Raw genomic sequence first — 13,403 nt, 5'->3', positions numbered from 1 at the left:
TCGCGGCGGCGCCGGCACATGTTCAACGGGCTTTCCTGTGCCGGCCCTCGCTTCCGCCGAGACAGCCATGCCGGGGCCGGTGCTGAAGCCGCGATACAGCGGATTCTGGAACTTCAGGATGAGTTGGCAACGGTCCCGGCCAAGCGCCAGCGCGAAGAGAATTACGATGTGCCGGCGGAAGCGGATATTGGCCGGTAGCTGACTGCCGTCCCCCGCCCCTTCCCACGACTTTGGGAATCAGTGCGCCAAAAGGACCGGCACGGTCATGTGCTCCAGGACATAGCGGGTATCCGATCCCAGCAAAGACGAGAGGGCATGGCCGCCGTACCCCCCCATCACGGCCATATCCGCCTCCAAGTCACACAGCCGCGACAGCAACAGATCCATCTTGCCGACATCCTCGCCGGCGGCTCGCTCCAGTCTGGCCGAGACCCCACGGCTTGCCAGATAATCGATGATGTCGACCCGGGGAACCTCAACCATGCCCGAGGCGGTTCCGGTCTTCGCGTCGAACAGGGACAACACGACCACAGAGCGGGCCATGGCCATCAAAGGCTGGGAATCGACCATGGCGCGGACCGCCTCCCGGCTGGCATTCCAGGCCAAAACGATGCGTTCGCCGATCGTGGGGAAAGTGCCGTGACGGGGAATCACCAGGACCGGCCGCCCGCAATTCAAGATGGTGTGCTCGACCAGATCCTTCGGGACGAACCTATCTTCGGGACCGTGCTGCCCCATGATCACCAGATCGGCGTAGCGGGCACAGAACATGGTCTCACCCAGCACGTGAGCGGGTGCACCATGGGACAGTTGCCACCACCTTGCGCTGATGCCCGAGGCCGCCGTTTTGATCGCAAAATCATCGGCCGCCTTTTTACAAACGGCCGCCAGGAAGGCGCTGGGCTTTTGGGCCACGGCGCTGGATCGATCACTCTCACAGCGGGCGAACAGGCCCGTCAAGCGGGCCTTGAACTTGGCGGCCAGCCCTATGGCAATACCCAGACGCACGGAACTGCGCTCGCCGTCGTCGAGATGGACCAGAATTTCCCGCATTACCGTCACCCCCGCCGTCCGGGCATCAGGTCTGTGATCGACTCCTTCGACCAGGGCGTCCCGGCGGCCTGAGCCCTACGCAGTGCAATGAAGTCGATCTCCCGGCCGGTCTCCTTGGTCCCGACCGCAAAGGCGCCGAAGCCGACTTTGGCTTCGGTTGCCATGTCGAGCGCCATCCAGGCGCGACCGCCTTCCTTGCTGCGGTTCCAGGCCTCGAGCTTGGACTTGCGCAGTTCCTCGCCCCCCTTTTCCGTGCGGGCCGGCCGCTTCTCAACAACCACGCCCGGGACGGTCTCTGCCAGGGGAATGGTATGATTGATCAACGTTCTTTCAGGCGTTGGCATTGAAGTGTCCCTCTCGAGTGCTGAGTGCCCTGGATTGGCCATGGCCGCCGGCCAAAGCTGACCGGCGGCGATCCATCGATCACGATGCCGGAGGCACCAGAACGGCCCGTCGGGTGAGCTTGTGGTCATGCACGGCGGCAAAGGTTTCGTTGATGCTGTCGAGCGGACGGCATTCGACGAAATTCTTCACGTTGATCTTGCCCGAGAGCACCAGCTCCAAAGCACCGGGGTAAAGATCGGGAGGACAGCCCCAGTTGCCCAGCGCACGGGCATGGAAAGCCATCAGATTGGAAAGCCGAAACTCGCCCTTGTTCATGGTGTAGCCGACCACGCACACGGTGCAGCCATGGACCATCAGATCGAAGGCGGTCTGCTGCCCCGGCACGCTGCCCGAGCACTCCATGATGATCCACTCGGTCGAGCGCAGGCCTTGGGCCTTGGCGAAGACACCGATCTCCTTCTTGAGATCCCTGGTGCTGGCAAAATCCTTGGGGTTCAGGGCCAGTCCGACGACGCCGGCGGCCCGCAAGGCCTCCAGCTTGGCCGGATCGAGATCCAGAGCCACCACGGTGGCCCCCATGGCCGCCGCGACCTGCACGGAATAACCACCGACGCCACCGCAGCCGACGACGATGACCAGGTCACCCTTGCCGATCCCGGCCTGCACGGCGGCCTGATAGGGCGTCGTCAGGGCGTCGGCCACCACGGAAACCTCGGCGAGTTCGAGTCCCGCGCTCTTGAGGCGGGCCTCGTCGACCTCGCACAATCCCCTGGCGGGAACCTTGATGTGGGTGGCAAACCCGCCCTGGATATCGTAGCCGGGCATCATCTGCGAGCGGCAGATGGTCCCCTTTCCGCGCTTGCACAGGTCGCATTCGCCACAGGGGATCACGGCGGAAATGATGACCGCCTTGCCCACCCAGGGCCCGGCGCCGGCACCGGCGGCCTGGACGTAGCCGCTGATTTCATGGCCAAGGGCCAGAGGCAGCGGATGGTTGGTGCGTACCCCGTTGTAATAATAATCGAGATCGGTATGGCAGACGCCGCAGCCGGCGATCTTCACCACAACCTCCCCGGCCTCGACCGGACCAATATCCATCGGCTCCCTGACCATGGGCTGCCCCACACCGGTCATCAGCCATCGATACGCATCAACTGCCATTTCAACTTCCTTTTTTTCTTGAACATCAAAGGTATGAAGGGATGTCAGACACCGATATGGCGCTTGAGGATTTCAGATTCGGGTGTCAGGTCGCTTCCGTCGTAGACCACCTGACCCTTGACCAGAATGACGTGCCGGTCGGCCAGACCGAGCAGAACATTGACGTTCTTGTCGACGATGATGCTGGCGATGCCGGTCTCCTTGATGGAGCGGATGACATGCCAGATCTCGCGCCGGATCAGGGGCGCCAGCCCTTCCGTCGCCTCGTCGAGGATCAGCAGATCGGGATTGGTCATCAGGGCGCGGCCCACGGCCAGCATCTGCTGTTCGCCACCGGAAAGGTGTGTCCCTAAGCTCCCCAGCCGCTCGGCCAGACGCGGGAACGTCTCGGCACGCTTCATCAACGCCGCGAAATGCAGACCGGCGGGACCGGCACCAACGATCTTGATCTTCATGGTCACGTCCTCCTAGTGGCAATCAACCGAGTTACGGCGGCCTCCCTACTCCACAGAGATATCGTTCCATATGGAAGTTCATATCACAACAATTTTTTGAATGCTTCCAAATTAGATTACCGCGATATTCCTAGACTGACTCCCCATAGATACGGTATAAATTACCCAGGCGCCTTGGTAAAGAAAGTCAGAATAGAATAAAATGACTGAAGCCGACGGCACAAAAACGTTCCATCTGGAAGAATACATCCCCTACCTCCTGCACCAGGCATACCTGGCCGGGCTGACACTGTTCGCCCCGACCCTGGCCGAGCACGGCCTAAGCCTGCAGGAATGGCGCGTTCTAGCGGTATTGCACGATGGAAGACTCATGCGCTTTAGGGACTTGGCCGCAGCCACCGGCCTGGAACCGCCCACCTTGGTTCGGGTTGTGGCGAAACTCGAGGCGCGATCCTGCCTCGTTCGGGAAAAATCCGGCGACGACAAACGAGGTACGCTGATCTCCAGCACCACGGAGGGGCAAGCGATCACCAACCTTGCAATTCCAAAAGCCCACGAGGCGCAGGCGCAGGCGATCCAGGACTTTTCCGACGATGAGGCGGAACTGTTGCGCCGGCTCCTCAGGCGCATTCCGGCCAACGCAAGCCGCGGAGACGCCAACTCCCGGGCCGTAACCTGAACCCCACCACCCCACCCTCCAGCCGTCGCTGAAAATTTCGCGCGGACGGGCCGCCGGCATCCGTCCGACCCGATTCGGCTGTGATCGCCCGAATCAGGCGGCGACTCATAACCACATTTTTAATGGTTGTTTGATGTCGAAATTTAGTTTAGGTTCGAACTTATAAGTTCTGACTTGAACTAAATTCCGGAGGCTGTTTTGGCGGAGATGATGGCGACGACGCAGGGGAAATCACTTCAGGGGCGCCACGCCGTGGTAACCGGCGGAGGCCGCGGAATCGGCGCCGCCATTGCCGACCATCTGGCCGGCCTGGGGGCTTGCGTCACCGTCATGGGACGGACCCGCGAGACCTTGGCCCGCAGTGCGGCGGCCATCGAAGCCGCCCATGGCGTCAAGGTGGGACTGGAAGTGGTCGACCTGGCCGAACCCGATCAGATCGAGCGCGCCTTTTCTTCGGCCATGGGGCGCCTGGGGCCGGCGGCCATCCTCGTCAACAATGCCGGCATCGCCCTTCCCGCCCCGTTCCTCAAGACCGATCTGGCGCTGTGGAACAGGATTTTCGCCGTCGACGCCACCGCTCCCTTCCTGTGCACCCGCCAGGTGCTCAAGGGGATGATCGATGGCGGATACGGACGGGTGATCACCGTTTCATCCACCGCCGGGCTGACCGGCTTTCCCTATGTCTCGGCGTACTGCGCCGCCAAGCACGCGGTGATCGGCATGACCCGCGCCCTGGCCCGCGAAGTCGCCAAGACCGGCGTCACGGTCAATTGCGTCTGCCCCGGCTATACCGATACCGACATCGTGGCCGGCGCCCTCGACAACATCGCGGCCAAGACCGGCCGCAGCCGCGAGGATGCGCTGGCCGACATCGTCTCGCACAATCCCCAGGGACGGCTGATCCAGCCGGACGAGGTCGCCGAGACGGTGGCTTGGCTGTGCCAGCCCAACAGCCGGTCCATCACCGGCCAAAGCATCCTGATCGCCGGCGGAGAGCTGATGTGATGGCTAGAAAGCCCGCCTCGGAAAAGGTCTCGGTCGATGACGGACACCTCCAGGTACGCGTCTGGCTGCGCATGCTGGGCAGCGCCAACGTGGTGCTGGCACAGCTTCGGCGGGCTCTGCGCGAGGAATTCGACATTACCATGCCGGCCTTCGACCTGCTGGCCCAGGTCCATCGCCCGCCGCAGGGACCGACCATGGGGCAACTGTCGCAACGGCTGATGGTCAGCAAGGGCAATGTCAGCGACCTGGTCGAGCGTCTGGAAGCCAAGGGCCTCATCCTGCGCCTGACCGACGACGAGGATGGCCGAGTCCAGCACGTCTACCTGACGCCCGAGGGCGAGGCGTTGGTGGAGCGCATGCTGCCGGCTCACCGCATCTGGCTGAAAGACATGATGACCGGTCTGGACGAGGGCAGCCTTGCCCAACTCTACCAACTGATCGGCACCTTCAAGGCGACGCTGGTCGCCAACACCACCAAGAAGCCGGGCAAGACTCGCCTTCCCAAGACTTCCAACAAGGAGATCGATCGATGAAGCTGCTCGAGCCGCTGGACATCCAGGGCATGGTCCTGCCCAACCGCGTCATGGTTCCCGCCATGGTCACCCGGCTGGCGGACGAGGAAGGCTGGGTCACCCAGGAGATCAGTGACCGCTACGTCCGCTACGCCCAAGGGAATGTCGGCCTGATCATCGTCGAGGCCATGGCCATCCACCATTCCAACTCCGGGCCGCTGCTGCGCATCTCCGACGACAAGTTCGTGCCCGGCCTGGCGGATATGGTCAAGCGCGTGCACGACACCTCGAATTCCATGATCGTTCCCCAGATCATCCACTTCATGAAGGTCGCCAAGTCGGGCTGGCGCCAGACCGTCGACATGCTGTCGCTGGAAGACATCGAGCGGATCATCGAACAGTTCGGCGACGCCGTGGCCCGCGCCCGCGAGGCCGGGTTCGACGGCGCCGAACTGCATTCGGCGCACGCCTACACGCTGGCCTCGTTCCTGTCTCGGCGCAACCCGCGCAAGGACGAATACGGCGGCACCCTGGAAGGCCGCCTGCACCTGATCGGTCGGGTGATGGAGAACATTCGCCGCAAGGTCGGCCCCGATTTCCCCGTCGGCATCCGCTTTTTGTCCGAGGAGTTCATCAAGGACGGCTACACCGTCGCCGATTCCAAGTTGATCGCCCTGCGCCTCGCCCAGTTGGGCTTCGCCTACCTGTCGCTATCGGTGGGCGGCAAGTTCGAGGACGCCGAGCACGTCCCCGGCCATGTCCCCTATCCCTATACCGGCTATTCCGGCGACCGCTGCATGCCGGGCGCCTGGTATCCGGCTGCCCTGCATGCCGGCCTGGCCGGCGAGATCAAGGAATTCATCAATTCCAAGGGCTATGACACCCCGATCGCCGCCGCCGGCAAGATTTCCGACCCCGCCGATGCCGAGCGGGTGCTGACTGAAGGCAAGATGGACTTCGTCGGCATTGCCCGCGGCCTGCTGGCCGATCCCGACTGGGTCAAGAAAGTGCGGCGCGGCGAGAACGACCGCATCATCAAGTGTGACTATTGCAATGTCTGCAAGCACCTGGATGGCACCCACAACAAGGTCATCTGCTTCCTGTGGCCCAAGGGCGAGATGCAGGCTCCGGCCGATGACGCCTCGGCGGCCGCCCCCGCCTGGAGCGCCGGCCACGGCAACCTGCGGGCCAAGGTGGAAAACGGCTCGATCGTCCTGCAGTGGGACAAGGCACCGGGTACGGCCCGCTACGACGTCTATCGCGCCAGCGACGACGGGGAAATCCAGGTGGAAGACGCGGTCAAGGTCACCCGCTGGGTCGATACCACCATCCTGGCCGGCATGAGCTACCGCTACTATGTGCGCGCCTGCAGCGCCACCGGCCAGGCCAGCGTGCCGTCCAACACCGTGGTGGTCGAGCCGGAAATTCCGTCCTACGTTCCGCAGACGGCGGAGGCGCTCTGACATGCTGGCCGGATGCACGCCTTGGCCCGAGGAGTTCGCCGCACGCTATCGGGCGGCGGGCATCTGGCGCGGCCTCACCGTCCCCGAGGTACTTGAGCGGACCATCGCCGCGGTACCGAACAAGGTGGCCCTGATCGACGGTGAACGGACCCTGACCTATACCGAACTGGGCCAGGCCGTCGACCAGTTGGCCTCGGCCTTCATCCGCCGGGGGCTGAAGCCGCTGGACCGGGTGGTGTTCCAACTGGGCAACAGCGCCGATCTTGTGGTGGCGTTCTTCGCCTTGCTCAAGGCGGGCGCCATCCCGGTACTGGCGCTGCCGGCCCACCGGCAGAGCGAGATCGGCCATTTCCTCGCCCATACCGAGGCCACCGCCTACCTGATTCCGGCGGAGGTGCGGGGATTCGACTACCGGGAGATGGCGCGGGACCTGGCGCGGGAGTTTCCCGCCCTTCGCCATGTCTTCGTCGACGGAGACCCCGCCGAAGGCCAGACCGACCTGCGGTCGTTGATGGCCGAACGAACCGAGGCCCGGGTGGCGGACGAGATGCTGGCCGCCCGCAAGCCGCCGGCCGACGAGGTGGCGCTGATGCTGCTGTCGGGCGGCACCACCGCCATCCCCAAGATGATCCCGCGGACCCACGACGACTACGTCTACAACTTCACCCAGTGCGCCGCCGCCACCGGCGTCACCGGCGACACCGTCTTCCTGGCGGTGCTGCCCATGGCCCACAACTTCACCCTGGCCTGCCCCGGCATCCTTGGGGTTCTGGCGGTGGGCGGCACGGCCGTGGTCGCGCCAGCCACCAATCCCGAGATCGTCTTCCCGCTGATCGAGCGTCATCGCGTCACCATGGTCTGCACCGCCGTCCCACTGGTGACCTCGTGGCTCAACTCGGATGTTCCCGAGCGCCACGACCTGTCGTCGCTGGACGTGCTGATGAACGGCGGAGCCAAGCTGGTGCCGGAACTGCGCCGCCGTATCGAGGAACGGTTCGGTTGCCGCTTCATGGAAAGCTTCGGCACCGGCGAAGGATTACTCAACAACACCCGCTATGACGACCCGGAGGAACTTCGCTTCCATAGCTCCGGCCGCCCCATCTCGGCCGAGGACGAACTGCGCGTGGTCGATCTGCTGGGCGAGGAGGTTCCCGACGGAACCCCCGGGGAGCTGCAGGTGCGCGGCCCCTACACCATCCGGGGCTATTACAAGGCGCCCGAAGCCAATGCGGCGGCCTTCACCCCCGACGGCTTCTACCGCATGGGCGATGTGGTCAAGCGAGTGGACGGATACCTCTATGTCGAGGGCCGCATGAAGGATCTGGTCAACCGCGGGGGCGAGAAGATCAGCTGCGAGGAGGTGGAGAACCACATCCTGGCCCATCCCGCCGTGGCGGAAGCCTGCGTGGTTGCCATGCCGGACAAGGTCTACGGCGAGAAGGCTTGTGCCTTCGTCATCACCCGTCCCGGCGCTCATCTCGATTTCGACGGCCTGATCGAATTCATGGCGGCGCGCAAGATCGCCAAGTTCAAGCTGCCGGAGCGGTTGGAAATCGTCGAGGCCTTTCCCATCAGCCCGGCGGGCAAAATCCTGCGGCGCGAACTACGGGCACGGATCGCCGCCAAGCTGGAAAAGGAAGAACAAGTCTCCTAATCGATTCCTACAAATAAAATCCCTGACAGGCAAATCAAGCCAGCAGGAACAGGAGAGGGAAGCCATGACTAGGAAAGCACTGTTGGCCGTAATAGCGGCCGTTACGCTCGTAAATCCGGCCGTCGCGGCGGAAAAGGTCAAGATCGGGTTCATCTCCACGTTCTCGGGTCCGCAAGGCGTGCTGGGCCGCGAACTGATGGATGGCTTCTCCCTGGCGCTCAAGAATTTGGGAGGGAAGCTGGGCGGCGCCGAGGTTGTGGTGATCCAGGGCGACGATCAGGGCAAGCCCGATATCGGGGTGCAACTGGCCGAAAAGATGGTCGAGCGCGACAAGGTCGACGTGGTGACCGGCATCAACTTCTCGAACGTGCTGCTGGCGGTCGCCAAGCCGGTGCTGGAAAGCAAGACCTTCCTGCTGTCCATCAATGCCGGCCCGTCCCAACTGGCGGGCAAGGACTGCAACCCCTATTACTTCAACGTCGCGCACCAGAACGACAACGTCCCCGAGGCCATGGGGCAGTTCCTCACCGCCAAGGGGGTGAAGACGGTCTACCTGCTGGCGCCCAACTATCCCGCCGGCAAGGACATGCTGGGCGGCTTCAAGCGCTTCTTCCACGGCCAGGTGGTGGGGGAGGTCTATACCCAGTTCAACCAGCCCGACTATGCCGCCGAACTGGCCCAGATTCGCCAGGCCAAGCCGGACGCGGTGTTCTTCTTCTACCCGGGTGGCATGGGGATCAATTTCCTCAAGCAATACGCCCAATCGGGCCTGAAGGGGCAGGTGCCGCTGTACGGCCCCTCCTTCTCCCTGGACCAGACCATCCTTCCCGCCGTGGGCGATGCGGCCATCGGCACCTTCAGTACCGCCTTCTGGTCGGAAACCGCCGACAACAAGGCCAACAAGAAGTTCGTGGCCGATTTCGAGGCGGCCTACGGGCGGATTCCGTCACCCTACGCCGCCACCGCCTATGACGGCGCCTATCTGCTGGACGCCGCCATCAAGACGGCCGGCGGGACCAAGAACAAAGACGCTCTGCGGAAGGCCCTGGAGACGGTCAAGTTCGACTCGGTGAGGGGTAAGTTCAGCTTCAACAGCAACCACAACCCGATCCAGGATTACCACCTCTACGAGGTGACCAAGGATTCCGCCGGCCGCCTGATCAACAGCTACCGCAGCGAAGTCTTCACCGAGCACAAGGACGCCTATTCCCCGACCTGCACCATGTGATGTGACACCGGGGCGACGGCCCTTGTCGGGCCGCCGCGTTCCGTTGCCGACCAGGAAAGGGAGGGAGTGGCATGGGCATTTTTCTTTTCGCGGAACAGGTTCTGAACGGCCTGCAATTGGGGACGATGCTGTTCCTGATGGCGTCCGGCCTGACCCTGGTATTCGGCATCATGAACCTGGTCAATCTGGCGCACGGTTCGTTCTACATGATGGGGGCCTATTTCGCCGCCACCTTGTTCAAACTGACCGGATCGCTGGTCCTCGCCGCCGCCGGAGCCTTCGTCGGCGTCCTGGCACTGGGCATGGCCCTGGAAATCGCCATCCTCCACAGCTTCTACCGCCGCGACCATCTCGATCAGGTGCTGGCCACCTTCGGCATGATCCTGTTCTTCAACGAACTGGTCCGCATGGTCTGGGGGCCGCAGGCCTATTTCCTCGCCCTGCCCGAGGCGCTCAACGGCTCGGTCGAACTGATTCCCGGCGCCCCCTACCCGGTTTACCGCCTGATCGTCATCGTGGTCGGTCTGATCGTGGCGCTCGGGCTCTATCTGCTGATCTCGCGCTCGCGCATCGGCATGCTGATCCGGGCCGGCGCCAGCAACCGCACCATGATCGAGGCGCTCGGCGTCAACATCCGGGTTCTGTTCACCGTGGTGTTCGGATTGGGCGCCGCCCTGGCCGGACTGGCCGGCACCATGGCCGGGCCGCTGCTGGCGGTACAGGTCGGAATGGGCGATTCCATCCTCATCACCACCCTGGTGGTCATCGTCATCGGAGGCATCGGCTCGGTTCGCGGGGCCTTCCTGGCGTCACTGCTGGTGGGGCTTTCCGACACGTTCGGCCGCATGCTGCTGCCCGCCTCCCTGGCGGAAATGACCATCTACATCCTGATGGCCGTCATCCTCTACCGCCGCCCGCAAGGACTGTTCCCCGCCCATGGCTAAGTCAATTTCCCCCCGGGCCGTCCTCGGCCTTCTGCTGGCGCTGGCGCTTCTCGCCCTGCCGCCGGTCGCGCTGTCGCTGGGCGAGCCGTTCTATATCGGACTGGCCAGCCGCATGCTGGTCTTCGCCCTGGCCGCCATGAGCCTGGATCTTATCCTCGGATATGGCGGGCTGGTCTGCTTCGGCCATGCCGCCTTCCTGGGCGTCGGGGCCTATGTGGTCGGCATCCTCGGCCACCATGCCGCCGAGCAGACGCTGCTGTTCGGAATCCTGCCCGGCACCACCAGCGGCTGGGTCACCTGGCCGCTGGCCATGCTGTGCGCCGGGTTCATGGCCTTCCTGATCGGGCTGGTATCGGTCCGGACCCAGGGGCTCTACTTCATCATGATCACCCTGGCTTTCGCCCAGATGGCCTATTTCTTCTTCGTCACCCTGAAGGGCTACGGCGGCGACGACGGCCTTTCGTTGAGCCAGCGCTCCACGTTTTCCGATCTCGTCAGCCTGCGCGACAAGACCACCTTCTATTACGTGGCGCTGGCCATGGCCGTGCTGGTGGGCGGTGGGCTGGTCAAGGTCACCCGCTCGCGCTTCGGCATGGTGCTGCGCGGCATCAAGGAGAACGAGCGGCGGATGCTGCACATCGGCATCCCCACCTTCCGCTACAAGGTGGCGGCCTTCACCCTGGCCGGCGCGGTGGCCGGGCTGGCCGGGGCACTGCTGGCCAATCAGACCAATTTCGTCAGCCCGGCCATGATGCATTGGACCCGGTCGGGCGAACTGATCGTCATGGTGATTCTGGGCGGCATGGGCTCGCTGCTGGGACCGGCGGCGGGCGCGGTGGTCTTCCTCACGCTGGAGGAGGTGCTCTCCGCCTATACCGAGCACTGGCAGATCATCCTGGGGCCGTTGCTGATCCTGGTGGTGTATTTCGCCCGCCAGGGCCTGTACGGCATGCTGCCCCGGGGAGGGAGGGCCGACCGATGAGCGCCAAGCCGCTGCTGCAGGCCAGGGGGCTGATCAAGACCTTCGGCGCCCTGGTCGCCACCAACAATCTCGACCTCGAGGTCCGTCCGGGAGAGATCCACGCCCTGATCGGCCCCAACGGCGCAGGAAAGTCCACCCTGGTGGCCCAACTGGCCGGTGAACTGGCCCCCAATTCCGGACGCATCCTGTTCGACGGCGCCGACGTCACCGCCGCCGATATTCCCACCCGCGTGGCGGCAGGTCTGGTCCGCTCGTTCCAGATCACCAGCATTTTCCCGCAATTCTCGGCGCTGACCAATGTGGCGATGGCGGTTCAGGCGCGGGCCGGACACAGCTTCCGTTTCTGGACGGCAGCAGGGACCGATCCCCACCTGGTCGGTCCCGCCATGGCACTGCTCGATCAGGTGGGTCTTGGGGGCTTGGCCGACACTCCGGCGGGGGAAATGGCCTATGGCGAACAACGGCAGTTGGAGATCGCCATGGCGTTGGCGACACGGCCCCGATTGCTGTTGCTGGACGAGCCCCTGGCCGGCATGGGGCGCGAGGACGCCTTGGCGATCATCGAGTTGCTGCGCGGCCTGCGCGGCGCCTACACCATCCTGCTCATCGAACACGACATGGACGCGGTGTTCAGTCTGGCCGACACGATCACGGTGCTGGTCTACGGCAAAGCCATCGCCACCGGCCGCCCCGACGAAATCCGGGCCAATCCGGACGTGCAGCAAGCCTATCTGGGCGAGGAAGCCCAAGTCCGGGAGGTTCAGCATGCTTGAGGTCAAGGGACTGGAAGCCGGCTACGGCGGTTGCCAGGTGCTGTTCGGCGTCGATCTCAGGATCGGTCCCGGCGAGGTCGTCTCCTTGATCGGCCGCAACGGCATGGGCAAGACCACCACCATCAAGGCGATCATGGGGGTGGTGAAGCCCAGGAAGGGCGAGGTCTCCTTCTGCCGACAGAGCCTCCACCACCTGCCCGCCTACAAGGTGGCGCGCTGCGGCATCGGACTGGTGCCGGAAGGCCGCCAGATCTTCCCCAACCTCACCGTCGAGGAAAACATGGTCGCCACCGCAACCAAGGGCGAGTGGACCCTTCATCGGGTCTACGAGCTTTTTCCCCGGCTGCGCGAGCGCCGGACCAACCTGGGAAACAAACTGTCGGGCGGCGAGCAACAGATGCTGGCCATCGGCCGCGCCCTGATGACCAATCCCAAGCTCCTCATCCTGGACGAAGCCACCGAGGGCTTGGCGCCTCTGATCCGCAACGAAATCTGGCGATGCATGGCCATGCTCAAGCGCCAGGGACAATCCATTCTGGTGGTCGACAAGAACGTGGATGCGCTGATCGACCTGGGGGACCGCCACTTCATCGTCGAGAAGGGCCGGATGGTATGGTCCGGCGACAGTGCCCAGTTGACCCGCGCCGGCGATATCCGGCAGCGATACCTGGGCGTCTGAGCGATGACCGCCAGGGACGAGATGATTATGATGGCCATCGAGCCGCGCATCACCGCCCTTGGGGAGGAAACCGGCCACATCGTGATGGCTGCCGAGTGCATGGGGGCGGCAAGGCGGCAGTGATGATGGATATACACCTCGCCCATCTTTGTCAAAGGGCGGCATTGGGGTGCGGTTCGCCTGGATGTGTCCAGCCGCAAGCCATCAGAGGTCGGCTCGGGAGGAGGATTTGGAGCATCGAGTGCCCTTCGAACAGCGGCCTCTATCAATGCCGCGAGGTCCAGAACCGTAGGTGATGCCGACGATGGCTGAACCAATGCCTCACCTCCCCTCGCCTGGGCCAACAGGTTCTCCGCCTCGACGGCATGAACCAGGACCAGGCGCCGCGCTTCGCGGCAGTGTCAGGTTTTCAGCGAGCGGGCGATTTCACACCGCCGACGGCGGCACGGAGGGCGGCGGGAACGGCGCGG

15 protein-coding genes are annotated in these 13,403 nt (G+C 64.0%); 11 read left to right on the top strand and 4 right to left on the bottom strand.

Annotated elements, in window-relative coordinates:
- The first annotated feature begins 18 nt into the window (after nt 1-18).
- Nucleotides 19-198, top strand: a complete 180-nt coding sequence (locus CP958_RS03800) for a hypothetical protein (protein ID WP_096700670.1) — start codon at nt 19-21, stop codon at nt 196-198.
- A gap of 39 nt (nt 199-237) precedes the next feature.
- Here CP958_RS03800 and CP958_RS03795 read toward each other — a convergent pair whose 3' ends face one another.
- From CP958_RS03795 to CP958_RS03780, 4 genes are all read right to left on the bottom strand, one after another.
- Nucleotides 238-1,053: a universal stress protein gene (locus tag CP958_RS03795; RefSeq protein ID WP_096700669.1), complete on the bottom strand. Its 816-nt coding sequence runs from the start codon at nt 1,051-1,053 to the stop codon at nt 238-240.
- A 5-nt stretch (nt 1,054-1,058) separates the two neighbouring features.
- The gene (locus tag CP958_RS03790; protein ID WP_197706345.1) at nt 1,059-1,376 is read right to left on the bottom strand and encodes a hypothetical protein; all 318 of its coding nucleotides are present in this window, start codon (nt 1,374-1,376) and stop codon (nt 1,059-1,061) included.
- Between the two features lie 100 nt (nt 1,377-1,476).
- Nucleotides 1,477-2,559 carry a 6-hydroxycyclohex-1-ene-1-carbonyl-CoA dehydrogenase gene (had, locus tag CP958_RS03785; protein WP_096700668.1) on the bottom strand — a complete coding sequence of 361 codons (1,083 nt, stop codon included), beginning with the start codon at nt 2,557-2,559 and terminating at the stop codon, nt 1,477-1,479.
- 44 nt (nt 2,560-2,603) lie between these two features.
- The gene (locus CP958_RS03780) at nt 2,604-3,014 is read right to left on the bottom strand and encodes an ATP-binding cassette domain-containing protein (RefSeq protein WP_347337832.1); all 411 of its coding nucleotides are present in this window, start codon (nt 3,012-3,014) and stop codon (nt 2,604-2,606) included.
- A gap of 202 nt (nt 3,015-3,216) precedes the next feature.
- Here CP958_RS03780 and CP958_RS03775 point away from each other — a divergent pair, with 202 nt between their 5' ends.
- From CP958_RS03775 to CP958_RS03730, 10 genes are all read left to right on the top strand, one after another.
- Nucleotides 3,217-3,693 (top strand): MarR family transcriptional regulator, encoded by a 477-nt coding sequence (locus CP958_RS03775; protein WP_096700667.1) that lies wholly within the window; start codon nt 3,217-3,219, stop codon nt 3,691-3,693.
- Between the two features lie 252 nt (nt 3,694-3,945).
- Entirely contained in the window at nt 3,946-4,698 is a 753-nt protein-coding gene (locus CP958_RS03770; RefSeq protein WP_242442729.1) for an SDR family NAD(P)-dependent oxidoreductase, read from the top strand.
- Nucleotides 4,698-5,231 carry a MarR family transcriptional regulator gene (locus tag CP958_RS03765; RefSeq protein WP_096700666.1) on the top strand — a complete coding sequence of 178 codons (534 nt, stop codon included), beginning with the start codon at nt 4,698-4,700 and terminating at the stop codon, nt 5,229-5,231. Before CP958_RS03770 ends, CP958_RS03765 begins: the two co-directional genes overlap by 1 nt.
- Nucleotides 5,228-6,673 (top strand): NADH:flavin oxidoreductase, encoded by a 1,446-nt coding sequence (locus CP958_RS03760; RefSeq protein ID WP_096700665.1) that lies wholly within the window; start codon nt 5,228-5,230, stop codon nt 6,671-6,673. The genes CP958_RS03765 and CP958_RS03760 overlap by 4 nt, the downstream gene beginning before the upstream one ends.
- A 1-nt stretch (nt 6,674) precedes the next feature.
- Nucleotides 6,675-8,327 carry an AMP-binding protein gene (locus CP958_RS03755; RefSeq protein WP_096700664.1) on the top strand — a complete coding sequence of 551 codons (1,653 nt, stop codon included), beginning with the start codon at nt 6,675-6,677 and terminating at the stop codon, nt 8,325-8,327.
- 64 nt (nt 8,328-8,391) lie between these two features.
- Nucleotides 8,392-9,555, top strand: coding sequence for an ABC transporter substrate-binding protein (locus tag CP958_RS03750; RefSeq protein WP_096700663.1), 1,164 nt, complete (start codon nt 8,392-8,394; stop codon nt 9,553-9,555).
- Between the two features lie 71 nt (nt 9,556-9,626).
- Nucleotides 9,627-10,499, top strand: a complete 873-nt coding sequence (locus tag CP958_RS03745) for a branched-chain amino acid ABC transporter permease (RefSeq protein ID WP_096700662.1) — start codon at nt 9,627-9,629, stop codon at nt 10,497-10,499.
- Nucleotides 10,492-11,481 carry a branched-chain amino acid ABC transporter permease gene (locus CP958_RS03740; protein ID WP_096700661.1) on the top strand — a complete coding sequence of 330 codons (990 nt, stop codon included), beginning with the start codon at nt 10,492-10,494 and terminating at the stop codon, nt 11,479-11,481. The genes CP958_RS03745 and CP958_RS03740 overlap by 8 nt, the downstream gene beginning before the upstream one ends.
- Nucleotides 11,478-12,254 (top strand): ABC transporter ATP-binding protein, encoded by a 777-nt coding sequence (locus CP958_RS03735; RefSeq protein ID WP_096700660.1) that lies wholly within the window; start codon nt 11,478-11,480, stop codon nt 12,252-12,254. Before CP958_RS03740 ends, CP958_RS03735 begins: the two co-directional genes overlap by 4 nt.
- Nucleotides 12,247-12,933 carry an ABC transporter ATP-binding protein gene (locus CP958_RS03730; protein WP_096700659.1) on the top strand — a complete coding sequence of 229 codons (687 nt, stop codon included), beginning with the start codon at nt 12,247-12,249 and terminating at the stop codon, nt 12,931-12,933. Before CP958_RS03735 ends, CP958_RS03730 begins: the two co-directional genes overlap by 8 nt.
- The last annotated feature ends 470 nt before the right edge of the window (nt 12,934-13,403 follow it).

It is taken from the genome of Magnetospirillum sp. 15-1 (assembly GCF_900184795.1).
Taxonomy (GTDB): Bacteria; Pseudomonadota; Alphaproteobacteria; order Rhodospirillales; family Magnetospirillaceae; genus Phaeospirillum.
The sequence above is the reverse complement of the archived record's forward strand: the minus strand, read 5'-3'. Positions and strand labels throughout refer to the sequence as shown.